The 18,342-nt window shown below is 72.2% G+C and carries 16 protein-coding genes; 10 read left to right on the top strand and 6 right to left on the bottom strand.

Features of this window, described 5'->3' with window-relative positions:
* Positions 1-36: 36 nt before the first annotated feature.
* Together ACFWM7_RS12665 and ACFWM7_RS12660 are read right to left on the bottom strand one after the other, a co-directional pair.
* A complete protein-coding gene (locus ACFWM7_RS12665; RefSeq protein ID WP_383259062.1) occupies positions 37-1,497 on the bottom strand; it encodes an ATP-binding protein in 1,461 nt (486 codons plus the stop codon).
* Positions 1,494-2,156 carry a response regulator transcription factor gene (locus ACFWM7_RS12660; RefSeq protein ID WP_383259059.1) on the bottom strand — a complete coding sequence of 221 codons (663 nt, stop codon included), beginning with the start codon at positions 2,154-2,156 and terminating at the stop codon, positions 1,494-1,496. Before ACFWM7_RS12660 ends, ACFWM7_RS12665 begins: the two co-directional genes overlap by 4 nt.
* Positions 2,157-2,285: 129 nt before the next feature.
* Here ACFWM7_RS12660 and ACFWM7_RS12655 point away from each other — a divergent pair, with 129 nt between their 5' ends.
* A complete protein-coding gene (locus ACFWM7_RS12655) occupies positions 2,286-3,050 on the top strand; it encodes a PepSY domain-containing protein (protein ID WP_383259055.1) in 765 nt (254 codons plus the stop codon).
* Between the two features lie 82 nt (positions 3,051-3,132).
* On the opposite strand, the gene meaB is transcribed toward ACFWM7_RS12655, so the two are convergent.
* Both meaB and ACFWM7_RS12645 read right to left on the bottom strand, forming a co-directional pair.
* Entirely contained in the window at positions 3,133-4,101 is a 969-nt protein-coding gene (gene meaB / locus ACFWM7_RS12650; RefSeq protein ID WP_383259054.1) for a methylmalonyl Co-A mutase-associated GTPase MeaB, read from the bottom strand.
* Between the two features lie 34 nt (positions 4,102-4,135).
* Entirely contained in the window at positions 4,136-5,311 is a 1,176-nt protein-coding gene (locus ACFWM7_RS12645; RefSeq protein WP_383259116.1) for an acetyl-CoA C-acetyltransferase, read from the bottom strand.
* A 175-nt stretch (positions 5,312-5,486) separates the two neighbouring features.
* On the opposite strand from ACFWM7_RS12645, the gene mce reads away from it, so the two are divergent.
* From mce to ACFWM7_RS12610, 7 genes are all read left to right on the top strand, one after another.
* The gene (mce, locus tag ACFWM7_RS12640) at positions 5,487-5,915 is read left to right on the top strand and encodes a methylmalonyl-CoA epimerase (RefSeq protein ID WP_383259051.1); all 429 of its coding nucleotides are present in this window, start codon (positions 5,487-5,489) and stop codon (positions 5,913-5,915) included.
* A gap of 200 nt (positions 5,916-6,115) precedes the next feature.
* A complete protein-coding gene (gene scy / locus ACFWM7_RS12635; RefSeq protein WP_383259046.1) occupies positions 6,116-10,009 on the top strand; it encodes a polarized growth protein Scy in 3,894 nt (1,297 codons plus the stop codon).
* Positions 10,010-10,219: 210 nt separating this feature from the next.
* Entirely contained in the window at positions 10,220-11,158 is a 939-nt protein-coding gene (locus tag ACFWM7_RS12630) for a cellulose-binding protein (protein WP_006127615.1), read from the top strand.
* 85 nt (positions 11,159-11,243) lie between these two features.
* A complete protein-coding gene (locus tag ACFWM7_RS12625) occupies positions 11,244-12,257 on the top strand; it encodes an ABC transporter ATP-binding protein (protein ID WP_383259039.1) in 1,014 nt (337 codons plus the stop codon).
* Between the two features lie 5 nt (positions 12,258-12,262).
* Positions 12,263-13,042 carry an ABC transporter permease subunit gene (locus tag ACFWM7_RS12620; protein WP_383259037.1) on the top strand — a complete coding sequence of 260 codons (780 nt, stop codon included), beginning with the start codon at positions 12,263-12,265 and terminating at the stop codon, positions 13,040-13,042.
* 139 nt (positions 13,043-13,181) lie between these two features.
* Positions 13,182-14,366: an ABC transporter ATP-binding protein gene (locus ACFWM7_RS12615; RefSeq protein WP_383259033.1), complete on the top strand. Its 1,185-nt coding sequence runs from the start codon at positions 13,182-13,184 to the stop codon at positions 14,364-14,366.
* Positions 14,363-15,211, top strand: coding sequence for an ABC transporter permease subunit (locus tag ACFWM7_RS12610; RefSeq protein ID WP_383259027.1), 849 nt, complete (start codon positions 14,363-14,365; stop codon positions 15,209-15,211). Before ACFWM7_RS12615 ends, ACFWM7_RS12610 begins: the two co-directional genes overlap by 4 nt.
* 17 nt (positions 15,212-15,228) lie before the next feature.
* Here ACFWM7_RS12610 and ACFWM7_RS12605 read toward each other — a convergent pair whose 3' ends face one another.
* Positions 15,229-15,558: an ATP/GTP-binding protein gene (locus ACFWM7_RS12605; RefSeq protein ID WP_383259022.1), complete on the bottom strand. Its 330-nt coding sequence runs from the start codon at positions 15,556-15,558 to the stop codon at positions 15,229-15,231.
* A gap of 213 nt (positions 15,559-15,771) precedes the next feature.
* Between ACFWM7_RS12605 and ACFWM7_RS12600 the strand changes: the two genes are divergently transcribed.
* Positions 15,772-16,836, top strand: coding sequence for an LLM class flavin-dependent oxidoreductase (locus tag ACFWM7_RS12600; RefSeq protein ID WP_383259019.1), 1,065 nt, complete (start codon positions 15,772-15,774; stop codon positions 16,834-16,836).
* A gap of 114 nt (positions 16,837-16,950) precedes the next feature.
* On the opposite strand, the gene ACFWM7_RS12595 is transcribed toward ACFWM7_RS12600, so the two are convergent.
* The gene (locus tag ACFWM7_RS12595) at positions 16,951-17,343 is read right to left on the bottom strand and encodes an SCO5389 family protein (RefSeq protein WP_018550059.1); all 393 of its coding nucleotides are present in this window, start codon (positions 17,341-17,343) and stop codon (positions 16,951-16,953) included.
* Positions 17,344-17,615: 272 nt separating this feature from the next.
* Here ACFWM7_RS12595 and nucS point away from each other — a divergent pair, with 272 nt between their 5' ends.
* The gene (nucS, locus tag ACFWM7_RS12590) at positions 17,616-18,287 is read left to right on the top strand and encodes an endonuclease NucS (RefSeq protein ID WP_088573263.1); all 672 of its coding nucleotides are present in this window, start codon (positions 17,616-17,618) and stop codon (positions 18,285-18,287) included.
* Positions 18,288-18,342: the final 55 nt, after the last annotated feature.

The raw sequence follows: 18,342 nt of genomic DNA, 5'->3' as shown, positions 1-18,342 counted from the left end.
CGAGGCGCGGCAGGTCCGCCGGGGCCTTCGCGCCCGTCAGGCCGGGCGCGGCAGCCACAGCCGGAAGGCCGCGCCGCCCTCGTCCGCGCGATGCACCGTCAGCGTTCCGCCGTGGCGCGCGGCGACGTCCCGGGCGATGGCGAGCCCCAGCCCGGCGCCGCCGTCGTCCCGGCTGCGGGCGTCGTCGAGCCGGACGAACCGTTCGAAGATCCGCTCCCGCTCGTCCTCGGGTACGCCGTCCCCGTCGTCCCGCACCTCCACCCGCACGCCGTGCCCGTCGGCCGCCACCGACACGGCGACGCGTCCGTCGGCGTGCCGCTGGGCGTTGTCCAGCAGATTGCCGATCACCCGGGACAGCTGCCCCCGCGACCCGTTCACCTCGTACGCCCCGCCGTCCGGGACCTCCACCGCCACCGCGATCCGGTCCCCGGTCCGCTGCGACACCTCCTCCCTGACCAGCGCGCCCAGCTCCACCGTCCCGCCGCCGGGCTTCTCCCCCGCGTCCAGCCGGGCCAGCAGCAGCAGGTCCGCCGCCAGCACCTGGAGCCGTACGGTGTCGGCGACCGCGCCCGGGAGGTCCAGCAGCTCCGGGTGGGCCTCGGCCACCTCCAGCTGGGTGCGCAGCGAGGCGATCGGGGAACGCAGCTCGTGCGAGGCGTCCGCGACGAACCGCCGCTGCCGCTCCACGGACGCCTCCAGGACGGTGAGCGTCTCGTTCGTCGTCCGGGCCAGGGCGGCGATCTCGTCCCGTGAATCGGGCTCCGGCACCCGGCGGGCCAGGTCCTCGGACGCGGTGATGGCCGCCATCTCGCGGCGGATGCCCTCGACCGGGCGCAGCGCCCGGCGGGTCACCAGCCAGGTCACCCCGGCGACGACGACCAGCAGCACCGGCAGCCCGGTCAGCATGGCCCCGCGCACGGTGTTCACCGCCTCCTGCTCGGCGGCGAGGGGTGCGCCGGCGTACACGGTGAGGGTGACCCCGTCGGGGGTGGTCGCCTCGACGGCGGCGAAGCGGTAGTCGGCGGTGGTGCGGTCGACGGTGGCGGTGCCGTCGGAGAACTCCGGGTCGTCGTTGGAGACCTCGCCCCGGCCCGGGCGGCTGCTGTCGTCGCCCCCGTCATCGCCCCCGTCGTCCCCGTCGTCGTCAGCGTCGCCGGGCGACGGGGTGGCCCCCGCCGAGGCCGAGGGCGCCGGGGTGACGCCCGTCGTGCCGGTGCCGGTGACGGCCCGCAGGTCGTTGGAGACGAGGACGACCCGGTCCTCCTCGTCGATCACCTGGACGGGGTGGTCCTCCTCGTCGTCCAGTTCCACCTCGCCGTACGGGGTGCCCGTGGCCAGCTCCCCAGCGACCTCGCGGGCCGCCACCTCGGCCTGGAGGTCGGCCTGGTCGATCAGGTTGGCCCGCAGGACCAGGAGCACGGCGAGGCCGGCCCCGATCAGGGCGACGGCGACGACCAGGGTGGCCCCGAGGGCGGCCCTGGCCCGGACGGACCTCACTTCGCCTCCAGCCGGTAGCCGGCGCCGCGTACGGTACGGATGGCGGCGGCGCCCAACTTGCGGCGCAGGGTGGAGATGTAGACCTCGACGATGTTCGGGTCACCGTCGTAGGCGAAGTCCCAGACGTGCTCCAGGATCTCCGCCTTGCTGACCACCTGCCCGGCGCGCAGGGCGAGTTGCTCCAGCACGGCGAACTCCTTCGCGGTGAGGGTGACTTCGTCCTCGTCGCGGATCACGCGGCGGGCGGCGGTGTCGATGCGCAGGGGGCCGACGGTCAGCACGGGCGCGGCGGTCCCGGCTCCCCGGCGGCGCAGCAGGGCACGGACGCGGGCGACGAGGACGACGTAGCTGAAGGGCTTGGTCAGGTAGTCGTCGGCGCCGGTGTCCAGCCCCTCGGCCTCGTCGTACTCGCCGTCCTTGGCGGTCAGCATGAGGATCGGCACCTCGTGTCCGGCGGCGCGCAGGTTCGAGCAGACGCGGTAGCCGTTCATGCCGGGCAGCATGATGTCGAGGATGACCAGGTCGTAGCCGCCCTCGCTCGCCCGGTGCAGCCCCTCCAGGCCGTCGTGCACGACATCCACGGCGAAGCCCTCGGCGGTGAGTCCCCTGGCCAGGGACACCGCGAGACGCTTCTCGTCCTCCACGATCAACAGGCGCATGCGCACAGCCTCGCAAACTCCACCTGAAGAAGGCTTCAGGTGGCTTCAGGCTGCGTTCAGCATCGGGTCGGCAGTGTGGACCCCGTCAACCAGCACAGCACAGCACAGCAGCTCTCGGGGAGGAACCTCATGAAGCGCAACGTCACCATCGCAGCGATCACCGCGGCCGTTCTGATCGGCGGCACCACCGCCGCCACCGTGGCCTTCGCGGACAGCGACGGCGACCGTACGCCGGCCAGGAGCGCGAGCGCCGTGAGCCTCGCCGACGACAACGGCACCGGCTCCGGCTCCGGCACCGCCTCCGACGACGACCGTGCCCCGGCCGCCGGGAAGACCGCCCGGGTCACCCTCGACCAGGCCGTCGCCGCCGCGCTGAAGAGCGTCCCGGGCACGGTCACCCAGGCCGAGCTGGACCGGGACGACGACGACCACAACGGCCGTACGGTCTGGGAGCTGGACGTCCGCGGCTCCGACAAGAAGTGGCACGACGTCACGGTGGACGCCAGCAACGGCAAGGTCCTGAAGACCCGCGACGACGACAACGACGACCGCGACGACCACGCGCCCCGCTCCTTTGCCGTCACCCTGAACGAGGCGGCCGCCGCGGCCCTGAAGACCGCGCCGGGCACCGTCACGTCGATCGACCTGGACGACGACGATGACGACAACGGCGGCCGGAGCAACGTCCTGCGCTGGGACGTCGACATCGACGGCAAGGACGGCAAGCAGCACGAACTGCGCGTGGACGCGAAGACCGGCAAGGTCACCGTGGACCGCGACGACGACGGTGACGACGACCGGGACGACCGCGCGGACGACCGGAACGACGACCGTGACGACCACGGCGACGACCGGAACGACGACCGCGATGACCGGGACGGCGACGACGACTGACGGGAGCCCGTACCCGGCCCCGTACACGAGGAAGGCCCCCGGAGCGGCACACTCGCCGCTCCGGGGGCCTTTCCTCACGTGCTCAGGCGCTTCCCGTCAGCCCCGCCACCAGCTCGTCCGCCGCCGCGTACGGGTCCAGGCTCCCCGCCACGATGCGCTCCGCCAGGGCGTGCAGGCGGCGGTCGCCGCGCAGGTCCGCGATCTTCTCGCGCAGGGCGGTCACCGCGATCGTCTCAACCTCGTGGGCGGCGCGGGCGGTGCGGCGCTCGGCCAGGACGCCGTGCTCCTCCATCCAGGCGCGGTGCTTCTCCAGGGCCTCGACCACCTCGTCCGTGCCCTGGCCCCGGGCCGCGACCGTCTTCACGATCGGAGGGCGCCAGTCGCCGGGGCCCCGGGACTCGCCCAAGCCCAGCATGTGGTTCAGCTCGCGGGCGGTGGCGTCGGCGCCGTCGCGGTCGGCCTTGTTGACCACGTAGACGTCGCCGATCTCCAGGATTCCGGCCTTCGCCGCCTGGATGCCGTCGCCCATGCCCGGGGCGAGCAGCACGACGGAGGTGTCGGCCTGGGAGGCGATCTCCACCTCGGACTGGCCCACGCCGACCGTCTCGACGAGGACCACGTCGCAGCCCGCCGCGTCCAGCACCCGGATGGCCTGCGGGGCGGACCAGGCGAGGCCGCCCAGGTGGCCCCGGGTCGCCATCGAGCGGATGTAGACCCCCGGGTCCGAAGCGTGGTCAGACATCCGGACCCGGTCGCCCAGCAGCGCCCCGCCGGAGAACGGCGAGGACGGGTCGACGGCGAGGACGCCGACCCGCTTGCCCGCCCGGCGGTAGGCCGAGACCAGGGCCGAGGTGGAGGTCGACTTGCCGACGCCCGGCGAGCCCGTGAGGCCGACGACGTACGCATGGCCCGCCAGCGGGGCCAGCGCCGCCATCACCTCACGGAGCTGCGGGGACGCCCCCTCCACCAGCGAGATCAGCCGGGCCACCGCACGCGGCCTGCCTGCTCGTGCCTGCTCGACCAGCGTGGGGACGTCCACGTCCACGTTCACCGCTCCGTTCGCCTTGCCTCGTCTACGTACGGTGTTACTTGCCCGGGACGCGGATGATCAGCGCGTCGCCCTGACCGCCGCCGCCGCACAGCGCGGCCACGCCGGTGCCGCCGCCGCGCCGCTTCAGCTCCAGGGCCAGGTGCAGGACGACCCGGGCGCCGGACATCCCGATGGGGTGGCCGAGCGCGATCGCGCCGCCGTTGACGTTGACCTTGTCCGAGGTGACGCCGAGGTCCTTCATGGACTGGACGGCGACGGCGGCGAACGCCTCGTTGATCTCGATCAGGTCGAGGTCCTCGACGGTCAGGCCGTCCTTCTTCAGGGCGTGCTTGATGGCGCCCGAGGGCTGCGACTGAAGGGAGTTGTCGGGGCCCGCGACGTTGCCGTGGGCGCCGATCTCGGCGATCCAGTCGAGGCCCAGCTCCTCGGCCCTGGCCTTGCTCATCACGACGACCGCGGCGGCGCCGTCGGAGATCTGCGAGGAGGTGCCGGCGGTGATCGTGCCGTCCTTGGCGAAGGCGGGGCGCAGCTTGCCGAGAGTCTCCACGGTCGTCTCGGCGCGGATGCCCTCGTCCTTCGAGAAGAGCACCGGGTCGCCCTTGCGCTGCGGGATCTCCACCGGAGTGATCTCCGCCTCGAAGAGGCCGTTCTTCTGAGCGGCGGCGGCCCGCTGGTGGGACAGCGCGCCGATCTCGTCCTGGGCGGCGCGGTCCAGACCGAGGCGGCCGTTGTGCTGCTCGGTGGACTCGCCCATGGGGATGTTCTCGTAGGCGTCGGTGAGACCGTCGTACGCCATCGAGTCCAGCATCTCGATCGCGCCGTACTTGTAGCCCTCGCGGGACTTCGGCAGCAGGTGCGGGGCGTTGGTCATGGACTCCTGGCCGCCCGCGACCACCACGTCGAACTCCCCGGCGCGGATGAGCTGGTCGGCCAGCGCGATGGCGTCGAGCCCGGACAGACACACCTTGTTGACGGTGAGGGCGGGGACGTTCATCGGGATGCCGGCCTTGATCGCGGCCTGCCGGGCGGGGATCTGGCCCGCGCCGGCCGTGAGCACCTGGCCCATGATCACGTACTGGACCTGGTCGCCGCCGATGCCGGCCCGGTCCAGGGCCGCCTTGATCGCCACGCCACCGAGGTCGGCGGCGGAGAAGCTCTTCAGGGAGCCGAGGAGACGGCCCATGGGCGTCCGGGCGCCCGCGACGATCACTGAGGTGGTGGTACCGGTCGTTGCTGGCATGGGCACGGCCCCTTGGGATCGGATGTGAACGAGGGTTTACCTGAATGTACTGAGCGGTACCGCGCCCGTCATCCGGCTACCGGTGTGACGGCGCGCACGTTGCGTAACCATGGCGGGAGCGCGGCACCCGATCCATGCTGAATCCATGTTGACGCGCATCGATCACATCGGAATCGCCTGTTTCGACCTGGACAGGACGGTCGAGTTCTACCGTGCCACGTACGGGTTCGAGGTGTTCCACTCGGAGATCAACGAGGAGCAGGGCGTCCGGGAGGCCATGCTCAAGATCAACGAGACCTCGGACGGCGGGGCCTCCTACCTCCAGCTCCTGGAGCCCACCCGGGAGGACTCGGCCGTGGGCAAGTGGCTGGCGAAGAACGGGGAAGGCGTCCACCACATCGCCTTCGGCACGGAGGACGTGGACGGGGACGCCGCGGCCATCGGCGAGAAGGGCGTCCGGGTGCTGTACGACGAGCCCAGGACGGGGTCGATGGGGTCGCGGATCACGTTCCTGCACCCCAAGGACTGCCACGGCGTCCTCACCGAACTGGTCACGAGCCGGGCGGAGCACTGACCTCCGCATACCCGGCCCGGTAGAGTGGGCGGTTCCGGGCCGGGGCCGGGTCGGGGCCGTACCGCGTCCTCGTCGTTTGTCTGTCACCATTCCCCGGGGGACCGCTCGTCGGCGAGCCCCCCGTGTGCAGAGTCACGACCAGGGTTGGGGTCTCCCCTGCTCGCAGAAGTTGAGAGCTCGGGGAAGGATGGGACCGCGCAGTGCGGGGCTACGAACGCCAGGAGAGCCACCGAGCTGAAGACGACCATCTCTCGCGGTTCGAAGCCGAGATGGACCGGCTGAAGACCGACCGGGAGAAGGCCGTCCAGCACGCCGAGGACCTCGGTTACCAGGTCGAGGTCTTGCGTGCCAAGCTGCACGAGGCCCGGCGCAATCTCGCGACCCGTCCCGCGTACGACAGCGCGGACATCGGCTACCAGGCCGAGCAGATGCTGCGGAACGCGCAGGTCCAGGCCGAGCAGATGCGCAGCGACGCCGAGCGCGAGCTGCGCGAGGCCCGGGCCCAGACCCAGCGGATCCTGCAGGAGCACGCAGAGCACCAGGCGCGTCTCCAGGCCGAGTTGCACACCGAGGCCGTCCAGCGCAGGCAGCGGCTCGACCAGGAGCTGGCCGAGCGCCGCCAGACCGTCGAGTCGCACGTCAACGAGAACGTCGCCTGGGCCGAACAGCTGCGCGCCCGCACCGAGTCGCAGGCCCGCCGGCTGCTGGAGGAGTCCCGCGCCGAGGCCGAGCAGGCGCTGGCCGCCGCCCGTGACGAGGCCGCCCGGCTGGCCGAGGAGACCCGTCGGCGGACCGGTTCGGAGACCGAGACCGCCCGGGCCGAAGCCGAAGCGATCCTGCTGCGCGCCCGCAAGGACGCCGAGCGGCTGCTCGGGGCCGCCTCCGCCCAGGCGCAGGAGGCCACCAGCCACGCGGAGCAGCTGCGTTCCAGCACGACTGCGGAGACCGACCAGGCCCGCCAGCAGACCGCCGAGCTGAACCGCACCGCCGAGCAGCGTCTCTCGGAGGCGGAGACCCGGCTGCGCGAATCCCGCCTGGAGGCCGAGAAGGTTCTCTCCGAGGCGAAGGAGGCCGCGGCCAAGCAGCTGGCCGCCGCCGAGTCGCAGAACGAGCAGCGCACCCGTACGGCCAAGTCGGAGATCGCCCGGCTGGTCGGCGAGGCCACCAAGAGCACCGAGGCGCTGAAGGAGGAGGCCGAGCAGGCCCTCGTGGACGCCCGGGCCGAGGCGGAGCGGCTGGTCGCCGAGGCGGGCGAGAAGGCCCGTACGGTCGCCGCCGAGGACGCCGCCGCCCAGCTGGCGAAGGCGGCTCGCAGCGCCGAGGAGGTGCTCACCAAGGCCTCCGAGGACGCGAAGTCGACCACGAAGGCGGCGAGCGAGGAGGCCGAGCGGATCCGCCGCGAGGCCGAGGCCGAGGCGGACCGGCTGCGCGGCGAGGCCGCCGAGCAGGCCGACGAGCTCAAGGGCGCGGCCAAGGACGACACCAAGGAGTACCGGGCCAAGACGGTCGAGCTCCAGGAGGAGGCCCGCCGACTGCGCGGCGAGGCCGAGCAGCTGCGCTCCGAGGCGGTCGCCGAGGGCGAGCGGATCCGGGGCGAGGCCCGCCGCGAGGCGGTCCAGCAGCTGGAGGAGGGCGCCCGGACCGCCGAGGAGCTGCTGACCAAGGCCCGCTCCGACGCGGACGAGCTGCGCACCAAGGCGAACGGCGAGAGCGAGCGGATCCGCGCCGAGGCCGCCGAGCGGGCCGCGACCCTGCGCAAGCAGGCCGAGGAGACGCTGGAGCGCACCCGGGCCGAGGCCGAGACGCTGCGGGCCGAGGCCGAGGAGCAGGCCACGGCCGTCACGGAGGCGGCCGAGCGGGCCGCGGCCGAGCTGCGCGAGGAGACCGAGCGCGGCGTCGCCGCCCGGCAGGCCGAGGCCGCCGACGAGCTGACCCGGCTGCACACCGAGGCCCAGTCGAAGCTCACCGCCGCCGAGGAGGCGCTGGGCGAGGCCCGTACCGAGGCCGAGCGGATCCGCCGTGAGACGAACGAGGAGGCGGAGCGGCAGCGCGCCGAGGCCGCCGAGCGGCTGCGTGCGCTGACCGAGCAGGCCGAGACCGAGGCCGAGCGGCTGCGCGACGAGGCCGCCGCCGACGCCGCCCAGTCCCGGGCCGAGGGCGAGAACGTCGCCGTACGGCTGCGGAGCGAGGCCGCCGCCGAGGCGGAGCGGCTCAAGTCGGAGGCGCAGGAGAGCGCCGACCGGGTGCGCGCGGAGGCCGCGGCCGCCGCCGAGCGGGTCGGGGCCGAGGCCGCCGAGGCGCTGGCCGCCGCCCAGGAGGAGGCGACCCGCCGCCGCCGGGAGGCCGAGGAGATCCTCGGCGCCGCCCGGACCGAGGCGGAGCAGGAGCGTGAGCGGGCCCGCGAGCAGAGCGAGGAACTGCTCGCCTCCGCCCGCAAGCGGGTCGAGGACGCGGAGGCCGAGGCGCACCGGCTGGTCGAGGAGGCGGACGCCCGGGCGACCGAGCTGGTCTCGGCGGCCGAGCAGACCGCCCAGCAGGTACGGGACTCCGTCGCGGGTCTGCACGAGCAGGCCGAGGAGGAGATCACCGGGCTGCGCTCGGCCGCGGAGCACTCCGCTGAGCGCACCCGTACCGAGGCGCAGGAGGAGGCGGACCGGGTCCGCGCCGACGCGCACGCGGAGCGGGAGCGGGCCTCGGAGGACGCGGTCCGGCTGCGCCAGGAGGCGAACGAGGAGGCGGGCCGGCTCCGGCGGGAGGCGCACGAGGAGACCGAGGCCGCGAAGGCGCTGGCCGAGCGGACCGTCTCCGAGGCGATCACCGAGTCGGAGCGGCTGCGCACGGACACCGCCGAGTACAGCCAGCGGATGCGCACCGAGGCGTCCGACGCCCTGGCGTCGGCGGAGCAGGACGCCTCGCGCGCCCGTGCCGAGGCCCGGCAGGACGCCAACCGGATCCGTTCCGAGGCGGCGGCCCAGTCGGACCTGCTGATCGGCGAGTCGACCAGCGAGAGCGAACGCATCCGCAACGAGGCGGCCCAGGCCTCTGAGCAGCTCGTCGTCGAGGCCACCACGGAGGCCAACCGCCGCCGGACCGAGTCCACCGAGAAGGCGGACCGGATGCTGGCCGAGGCGACCGCCGAGTCCGAGCGGCTGCGTGTCGAGGCGGCCGAGCGGCTCGGCTCCGCGCAGGAGCACGCGGCCCGTACCCGCGAGGAGGCCGAACGGCTGCGCGGCGAGGCGGAGTCGGCGGCCGAGGAGCTGCGCTCGGAGGCCCGCCAGGAGGCGGACCGGGTGCTGGACGAGGCGCGCGAGGCGGCGGCCAAGCGCCGGGCGGACGCGGCCGAGCAGGCGGACCAGCTCATCAACAAGGCGCGGGAAGAGGCGCTGCGTACGGCCACCGAGGCCGAGACGCAGTCCGACACGATGGTCGGCGCGGCCCGCAAGGAGGCCCAGCGGATCACCTCGGAGGCGACCGTCGAGGGCAACACCCTGGTGGAGCGCGCCCGGACCGACGCCGACGAGCTGCTGGTCGGCGCCCGGCGCGACGCGACGCAGATCCGGGAGCGGGCCGAGGAGCTGCGGGCCCGGCTGGAGAGCGAGATCGAGGAGCTGCACGAGCGGGCCCGCCGGGAGACGTCCGAGCAGATGAAGACCGCCGGGGAGCGTGTCGACAACCTGATGAAGGCGGCGACCGAGCAGCGCGACGAGGCCGAGGCGAAGGCCAAGGAGCTGATGGCGGAGGCCAGTTCGGAGGCGAGCAAGGTCCGTATCGCCGCGGTGAAACGGGCCGAGTCGCTGCTGAAGGAGGCCGAGACGAAGAAGGCCGGACTGATCCGCGAGGCGGAGAAGCTGCGCGCGGACGCCGAGGCCGAGGCCAAGGCGACGGTCGACGAGGGCAAGCGTGAGCTGGACGTCCTGGTGCGCAGGCGCGAGGACATCAATGCGGAGATCTCCCGTGTCCAGGACGTGCTCGAAGCGTTGGAATCTTTCGAGACTCCGACCGGGGGCGGGAAACCGGCCGGCGGTTCCGCGGGAGGCGTCAAGGCTCCGGCGGCGGCGGGCACGCGATCGGGGGGCAAGGCGTCGGAGCGGTGACCGATCCGCGGCGTTCCGAGCGATGGCCGACCCGCCGCGTGCCACGCTTCGTCATGGACATTCAACCCTCTCAGTGGCAAGCACTCCGGGGGTCAGCCACTCAAAAGGGGTGTCATTCTCCAGATCAAACCGGCATCTTCACGCTGACACGCCGCAATGGCCCCTAGGATTCCCTCTATCACCTCACCGGTCTCATTCGACAGGAACCCCATGAGTGACCCTTCCTCCCCCTTCGGCTTCGAGCACGTGCGACGTGGCTACGACCGCGGTCAGGTGGACGACCGCATCGCCAAGCTCATCGCCGACCGTGACAGTGCCCTGGCCCGAATCACCTCTCTGGAAAAGCGCATCGAGGAGCTGCACCTCGAAACGCAGAACGCCCAGGCCCAGGTAAACGACGCCGAGCCGTCGTACGCCGGTCTCGGCGCCCGTGTCGAGAAGATTCTCCGCCTCGCCGAGGAGGAGGCCAAGGACCTGCGCGAGGAGGCCCGTCGCGCGGCCGAGCAGCACCGCGAACTCGCCGAGTCGGCGGCCCAGCAGGTGCGCAACGACGCCGAGACGTTCGCCGCCGAGCGCAAGGCGAAGGCCGAGGACGAGGGCGTCCGCATCGTCGAGAAGGCCCAGGGCGAGGCGAACACGCTGCGCTCCGACGCCCAGAAGGACGCCCAGCAGAAGCGTGAGGAGGCCGACGCCCTCTTCGAGGAGACCCGCGCCAAGGCCGCCCAGGCCGCGGCCGACTTCGAGACCAACCTCGCCAAGCGCCGCGAGCAGTCGGAGCGCGACCTCGCGTCCCGCCAGGCCAAGGCCGAGAAGCGTCTCGCCGAGATCGAGCACCGCGCAGAGCAGCTCCGCCTGGAGGCCGAGAAGCTCCGCACGGACGCCGAGCGCCGGGCCCGCCAGACGGTGGAGACCGCGCAGCGTCAGGCCGAGGACATCGTCGCCGACGCCAACGCCAAGGCCGACCGGATCCGCAGCGAATCGGAGCGCGAGCTGGCGGCGCTCACCAACCGCCGCGACTCGATCAACGCGCAGCTGACGAACGTCCGCGAGATGCTGGCGACGCTGACCGGCGCGGCCGTGGCCGCCGCCGGCACCCCGGTGGAGGACGAGCCCGCCACCCGCGGTGTCCCGGCCCAGCAGAGCCGCTGATCCCCGCAGCATCGCCGTACCCCCGTGTGCGCCCGGTTCCGCCTTTGTGGTGGCGCCGGGCGCTCGGGCGTTCTAGCGTGTGCGCATGATCGAGCTCGAAGGACTCACCAAACGTTTCGGCAGCAAGATCGCCGTCGATCATCTGTCGTTTCAGGTCAGGCCGGGCATCGTGACCGGTTTTCTCGGCCCCAACGGGGCGGGCAAGTCCACCACGATGCGGATGATGCTCGATCTCGACCACGCGACCAGCGGAACGGTGCGCATCGACGGCAAGCACTACCGCGAACTCCAGGAACCGCTGAAGTACATCGGGGCCCTCCTCGACGCCAAGGCGATGCACGGCGGCCGCAGCGCGTACAACAACCTGCTCTGCCTGGCGCAGAGCAACCGCATCCCGAGCAGCCGGGTCGACGAGGTGCTCGACATGGTCGGGCTGAGCGCGGTGGCGAAGAAGAAGTCCAAGGGGTTCTCCCTCGGCATGGGCCAGCGGCTCGGCATCGCGTCCGCGCTGCTCGGCGATCCTGAGATCCTGATGTTCGACGAGCCGGTCAACGGACTGGACCCCGAGGGCATCCACTGGATCCGCAACCTGATGAAGGCGCTCGCCTCGGAGGGCCGGACGATCTTCGTCTCGTCCCACCTGATGAGCGAAATGGCGCTGACCGCCGACCATTTGATCGTGATCGGCCAGGGCAAGCTGCTCGCCGACACCTCGATGACGGACTTCATCCACGAGAACTCCCGCAGTTACACGCGGCTGCGCTCGCCGCAGCAGGAGCGGCTGCGCGACGTGCTGCACGAGGGGGGCTTCACCCCCGTCGAGACGGCGGGCGGCGTCCTGGAGGTCGACGGCGCCACCACCGAGGAGTTGGGCGAGCTGGCGGCCCGGCACCAGGTGGTGCTGCACGAGCTGAGTCCCCAGCGGGCCTCGCTGGAGGAGGCGTTCATGCAGATGACCGCCGGTTCGGTGGAGTACCACGCCCATTCGGAGCGGGATCCGGCGGCGGAACCGCCGGCGGTGGGAGCCGGCTGGGGCGAGAACTGGAAGAAGCCCGCCGGCACCGACAGCGCTGACGGCACCGACGGCAAGGGGGCGTGACGACCATGGCATCGGTACCCGCGGTTCTCACCTCGGAATGGACCAAGATCCGGTCGGTCTCCTCGACCACCTGGACCCTCTTCTGCGCGTTCGCCGTCACGGTCGTGATGGGCGTGGCGCTGAGCGCCCTGCTGAACGCCACGTTCGACGACCTCCCCAAGGCCGAGCAGGCCACCTTCGACCCGACCTTCGTCAGCTTCTCCGGGACCGTTCTCGGTCAGCTCGCGATGGTCGTGTTCGGGGTGCTCGTGGTCGGCACGGAGTACAGCTCCGGCATGATCCGCACTTCGCTGGCGGCGGTGCCCCAGCGTGCGACGTTCCTCCTCAGCAAGATCACGGTGGCCGGGGTGCTGGCCCTGGTCGTGGGGCTGCTCACCAGCTTCGTCTCGTTCTTCCTCGGCCAGGCCATGCTCGGCGACCGGGGCACCGACATCGGCGCGGAGAACGTCCTGCGCGCGGTGGTCGGCGGCGGGCTCTACATGGGGCTGATCGCGATCTTCTCCATGGGCGTGGCGGCGATGCTGCGCAGCTCCATGCTGTCGCTCGGCGTCCTGATGCCGTTCTTCTTCCTGGTCTCGCAGATCCTCGCGGCGGTGCCGGGGGCCAAGGACGTCGCCCGGTACTTCCCCGACCAGGCCGGGTCGAAGATCATGCAGGTCGTCCCCGACGCGATGAACACCGACCCGGCTCCGTACGGCCCGTGGGGAGGGCTCGGGATCATGGTGCTCTGGGTCCTGGCGGCGGTGCTCGGCGGCTTCCTGGTCCTGAAGAAGCGGGACGCGTAAAGCCCGTAACCGCCCGCTCGCACGCCGTGCGCAACTTGGCCGGAACCGTCAGCGCCTGGTTATCCTCCTAACTCTTACGGGGGTGCGCGGCCGGGTGGCCCGAGCCCCGAACGACAGAGTGAGTCGATGGGGCTGGAGCATGATCGAGGCAGTCGGGCTGACCAAGCGCTACGGCGCGAAGACGGCCGTGGACGACCTTTCCTTCCAGGTGCGGCCGGGGGCCGTCACCGGCTTCCTCGGTCCCAACGGGTCGGGCAAGTCCACGACCATGCGCATGGTCCTCGGCCTGGACCGCCCCACCGCGGGTCACGTCACCATCGGCGGCCACCCCTACCGCAGCCTGCCGAACGCCCCGCGCCAGGTCGGCGCGCTGCTGGACGCCAAGGGCGTGCACGGCGGCCGCACCGCCCGCAACCACCTGCTCTCCCTGGCCCAGCTGGCCGGCATCCCGGCGGCCCGGGTCGACGAGGTCCTCGGCGTCGTCGGCCTCCAGGACGTGGCCAAGCGGCGCACCAGCGGCTTCTCGCTCGGCATGGGGCAGCGGCTCGGCATCGCGGCGGCGCTGCTCGGCGACCCGCAGGTCCTGCTGTTCGACGAGCCGGTCAACGGTCTCGACCCGGAGGGCATCCACTGGGCCCGCAACCTCATGAAGTCGCTGGCCGCCGAGGGACGCACGGTCTTCGTCTCGTCCCACCTGATGAGCGAGATGGCGCTGACCGCCGACCACCTGATCGTGATCGGGCGCGGCCGGCTGCTCTCCGACATGAGCGTCACCGACTTCATCTCCGCCAACTCCGCCGACTTCGCGCGGGTCCGGGTACCCGAGGACGGCCCCGAGGACCGGCAGAAGCTGACCTCCACGCTCATCGAGGCGGGCGGCCGGGTCATGTCGGAGCCGGGCGGGGCCCTGCGGGTCACCGGGCTGCCGCTGCCGAGGATCAGCGACCTGGCCCACGGCTGCGACGTACGGCTTTGGGAGCTGTCCCCGCACCAGGCGTCCCTGGAGGAGGCGTACATGCGCCTCACGCAGGGCCTGGTGGACTACCGCTCGACGGACGACGCCAAGGCGGGCCTCGTGGAGCCGCCGCCCCTGGACGCGTACGGCCATCCGATCGGCGGCCACGCCGAGCAGCCCGCCGAGCCGGTGGAAGTGCCCCAGGAGGGCTGGTACGCCCCGCCGCCGCCGTGGCCGCGCCCGACCCCGGCCCCCGCGCCCTCCGCCGCCGCAGAGCCTCCCTCCGCCGTCGCAGAGACCTCCCTCGCCGCCGCAGAGCCCTCCTCCGCCGCTCCGGCCGGAGAACAGACCAGCAAGGACCCGAGATGACGTCCCCGGCCACCCCGCAGGACCGCGAGCAGGCGCCGGGAGCGGACCTGCTGAGCTTCTACGAGTCGCCGATCCCGATCCGGCCCGCCACCCTCGGTGACGCGGTCGCCTCGGAGTGGACCAAGATCCGCTCCGTACGCGCCACGGTCTGGACGCTCGGTGTGATGGTCGTGCTGATGCTGACGATCGGGCTCGGCACCGCGCTGCTGGTCGCGGCGAACGACGGCAACCTCGCGGGCGAGCCCTCCCTGGCGCTCGGCTTCTTCGGGGTGGTGCTGGGCTCGATCTGCGTGATCACGCTCGGGGTGCTGACGATCGGCTCCGAGTACGGCACCGGCATGATCCGTACGACGCTGACGGCGTGCCCGAGCCGGGCGCGGGTGCTCGCGGCGAAGGCCATCGTCTTCTTCTCGCTGACCTTCGTCGTCACGACGGTGACCGCCACGGTGGTGGCGGGATCCCAGACCCTGATCCTGGACGGCGCCCCCGCGTCGGCCGGCGATTGGCTGCGCGCCACGGTCGGGATCGGGCTGTACGTCGCGGCCCTCGGCCTGGTGTCGCTGGGGATCGGTGCGATCGTGCGGCACTCGGCGGGCGCGATCACCATCATGATCGGCGTGGTGCTGCTGCCGCTGGTCCTCGCGCCGTTCATGTTCGCCGAGGATCTGCGGGGGCTCCAGCGCTTCCTCATCGAGTATTCGATCCCCAACCAGCTCGGCGCGCTGTACGGCGCGACGATCACCGAATCCGGCCCGTCCGGCTGGGAGCCGCTGCCGCTGATGCTGGGGCTGGCCGCCCTGGCCCTGGGCGGGGCGGTCGCGATACTGAACCGGCGCGACGTCTGAGCGCGCGGGCAGCGCGCTCAGTGGCGCGGTGCGTTACGGGACCGCTGCACCCGAGTGGTGCGGCGGTCCTTCGCGTTCCAGCAGGCCTTGTGCCAGTGCCTGCGGTCGTCGATGCCAACGAACTCGGGCCAGGTCACCAGGTGCGGAACCCCGGAAGGGATCTCCTGGTCGCAGCCGGGGCAGCGGTACCGCTTGCCCCGGGCACTCGCGCCGCTGACCGGGCGCACCGACCACTCCTCGCCCTGCCAGCTCTCAGTGGCCCCTCCCCCGCCGTACCTGCCGGGCGCCGGACCGGGACGTTCGTCGGGACTCTCGCCGCCACGGGGGCGGTTACGGCGCGGGGACACAGGACACCTCACGGGGGCGGATCGGGCACGGTACGCCCAAGCCTAGAGCCTGGCATTCGGGGCAGCCGTCGATCAGCCCGCCGGTGCGGTCCGGCAGTGGGGTGAGTTAGCGGAAAATCGCAACAACTTCCCGCCGGACCGTGCCTTTGGCACGTGTCAGACGTTGTTGCCGGTGGGGGAGAAACGCGTCGGGCCGCAAGGAGGCAAGAGACGATGCGCATCGGAACGTTCGTTCTGGCAGCCCAGTTCCCGGGACAGGGGCCGGGTGAGGCCCTGCACCGGGCCGTCCGGTCCACCGAGGCCGCGGAGGAGAGCGGGCTCGACTCGGTCTGGCTGGCCGAGCACCACTTCGTGCCGTACGGGGTCTGCCCCTCGGCGACGACGCTGGCCGCGCTGCTGCTGGGCCGCACCCGCAGAATCCGGGTGGGCACGGCGGTCAGCGTGCTGCCCAACCACCACCCGGTCGCCCTCGCCGAGCAGGCCGCGCTGCTGCATCTGACCAGCGGCGGACGCTTCTCGCTCGGGGTGGGCCGGGGCGGTCCGTGGGTGGACCTGGAGGTGTTCGGCGGCGGTCTCGACGCGTACGAGAACGGCTTCCCCGAGGCGCTGGACCTGGTGCGTGACTGGCTGCGGGAGCCGCGGGTCGCGGGGCGCGGCGAGCGGTTCGGCTTCCGCGAGGTGGCGGTGGTGCCGCGCGCGGACGAGCTGCTGGAGGGCCCGGCGGACGCGGGGCAGGGCGGTCCGGGAGCGGGCGCGGCGGGGCCCGAGGTCGTCGTGGCGTGCACCTCGCCGAAGAGTGTGCGGCTCGCGGCGGCGCGGGCGCTCCCGATGCTGCTGGGTATGCACTGCGGGGACGCGGAGAAGGCGGAGATGGTCGCCCTGTGGCGTACGGCCGCCCGGGAGGCCGGCCATCCGCCGGAGGTCGTGGAGGGTGCCGCACATGTGTCCGCCGGGGTGGCCCAGATCGCGGACGGCGCCGGGGACGCCACGGAGCTGCTGGTGAAGGCGATGCCCGGCTGGCTGCGCCAGGGGCTCGACGCCCATGTCACGGTCGACGGCAGGCACCGCGTGATGCGGGATCCGGTCGCGTACACCGAACTGCTCTGCGGGCTGCACCCGGTGGGTACGCCGCAACTGGCCGCCGACCGGCTCGCGGCCACCGCCGAGCGGACCGGGATCACCCGCTTCGCCCTCCTGGTGGAGGGGTCGGGCGATCTCGCGGCGACCGAGGAGAACGTGCGGCGCCTGGGCGCGGACGTGCTGCCGCTGCTCACCTGACCTGTGCATGTGCATGGACGAGGACCTCGCGTGGGACATGTGGTGCGGTGGTACGGGAGCTGCCGCCCCGGAGCCAGTTGCACCTCCCGCGGCCCGGGACGGCAGCAGAAGCGTTCAGCAGTCCCGTAGTTCGGGCGACTGGTTGAGCAACTGGCCCCTCACCGAGGTGAACTTGGCCAGTCGGTCGTCGACCGAGGCGTCCAGCGGGAACACTGCGACGCGGTGGCAGTTCTGGAATGCGAGACGCACTCCGAAGTGCCGCTGCAGCGCGCCGCGTATCGCATCACTCGCGAGCGCGCGCAGCAGCTGACCACGAGCCTGCTCGTTCGGCGGCGGCGTCTGGTTGTCGGCGAACTCTCCGCCGTCGACCTTCAGCTGGGCCACCAACGAGCTGATCATCTCCCATGCGAAGGGCAGGGAGGTCCGGACGCAGTCGACGAAGTCGGCTTCGTCGACCTCGCCTCGCTCGGCCTGTTCCAACAGCGCCGGTGAGACGTCGAGCGACATGGGTTCTCCTCTCGCGACCCCGGGCAGTGGCCGGGGCCTTACGGGCAGGGAAGGGGGGCGACGACGCAGCGTGCACGGGCGGCGACCTCCTGCTTCCACGTTAAGCGCGCAGTCGGGGCCGCACCAGGAGATTGGGAACACAACCGGCCAATAACGAAGGGGCGCAAAGAGGGGCAAGCCCGCTCCGCCGCGATGCGGCGTGCCCCGAGTGACGGGAGGCGACGGGTGGGGAAATCGCGTCGGGCCCCGGTCGTCGAGTAGCGTTGCCGACCATGCGTCTCGTCATCGCCCGTTGCTCCGTGGACTACGCGGGCCGGCTCACAGCCCACCTGCCCTCCGCCCCCCGACTGATCCTGGTGAAGGCGGACGGAAGCGTCTCCATCCACGCCGACGACCGTGCGTACAAACCGCTCAACTGGATGTCCCCGCCGTGCACCCTGAAGGAGGGCGTCGACGGTGAGGAAGGCGTCTGGACCGTGGTGAACAAGGCGGGCGAAAAACTGATCATCACGATGGAGGAAGTCCTCCACGACTCGTCGTACGAGCTGGGCGTCGACCCGGGGCTCATCAAGGACGGCGTGGAGGCGCACCTCCAGGAGCTGCTGGCCGACCGGATCGAGATCCTCGGCGAGGGCCACACCCTGATCCGCCGTGAGTACCCCACCGCGATCGGCCCGGTGGACATCCTGTGCCGGGACGCGGACGGGCAGACGGTGGCCGTGGAGCTGAAGCGGCGCGGTGACATCGACGGCGTGGAGCAGCTGACGCGCTATCTGGAGCTGCTGAACCGCGACCCGCACCTGGCGCCGGTCCGGGGCGTCTTCGCCGCGCAGGAGATCAAGCCGCAGGCCCGGGTGCTGGCGACGGACCGGGGCATCGGCTGTCTGGTCCTGGACTACGACGCGATGCGCGGCATCGAGGACGACAAGCTGCGGCTGTTCTGACCGTCCGGCGCCTCTCGGCAGAGAGCCGGGTGGTTCACGCTTCCACGTGAACCAC

The organism is Streptomyces sp. NPDC058375, assembly GCF_042723425.1.
GTDB lineage: Bacteria > Actinomycetota > Actinomycetes > Streptomycetales > Streptomycetaceae > Streptomyces > Streptomyces durocortorensis.
This window is presented reverse-complemented; position numbering and strand designations above follow the sequence as displayed.

What these genes read in the sequence shown, in the direction of transcription:
- ACFWM7_RS12660 (WP_383259059.1), bottom strand. Translation starts at nt 2,156, where the DNA reads ATGCGCCTGTTGATCGTGGAGGACGAGAAGCGTCTCGCGGTGTCCCTG.
- ACFWM7_RS12655 (WP_383259055.1), top strand. Translation starts at nt 2,286, where the DNA reads ATGAAGCGCAACGTCACCATCGCAGCGATCACCGCGGCCGTTCTGATC.
- mce (WP_383259051.1), top strand. Translation starts at nt 5,487, where the DNA reads ATGTTGACGCGCATCGATCACATCGGAATCGCCTGTTTCGACCTGGAC.
- ACFWM7_RS12630 (WP_006127615.1), top strand. Translation starts at nt 10,220, where the DNA reads ATGAGTGACCCTTCCTCCCCCTTCGGCTTCGAGCACGTGCGACGTGGC.
- ACFWM7_RS12625 (WP_383259039.1), top strand. Translation starts at nt 11,244, where the DNA reads ATGATCGAGCTCGAAGGACTCACCAAACGTTTCGGCAGCAAGATCGCC.
- ACFWM7_RS12620 (WP_383259037.1), top strand. Translation starts at nt 12,263, where the DNA reads ATGGCATCGGTACCCGCGGTTCTCACCTCGGAATGGACCAAGATCCGG.
- ACFWM7_RS12615 (WP_383259033.1), top strand. Translation starts at nt 13,182, where the DNA reads ATGATCGAGGCAGTCGGGCTGACCAAGCGCTACGGCGCGAAGACGGCC.
- ACFWM7_RS12610 (WP_383259027.1), top strand. Translation starts at nt 14,363, where the DNA reads ATGACGTCCCCGGCCACCCCGCAGGACCGCGAGCAGGCGCCGGGAGCG.
- ACFWM7_RS12600 (WP_383259019.1), top strand. Translation starts at nt 15,772, where the DNA reads ATGCGCATCGGAACGTTCGTTCTGGCAGCCCAGTTCCCGGGACAGGGG.
- ACFWM7_RS12595 (WP_018550059.1), bottom strand. Translation starts at nt 17,343, where the DNA reads ATGTCGCTCGACGTCTCACCGGCGCTGTTGGAACAGGCCGAGCGAGGC.
- nucS (WP_088573263.1), top strand. Translation starts at nt 17,616, where the DNA reads ATGCGTCTCGTCATCGCCCGTTGCTCCGTGGACTACGCGGGCCGGCTC.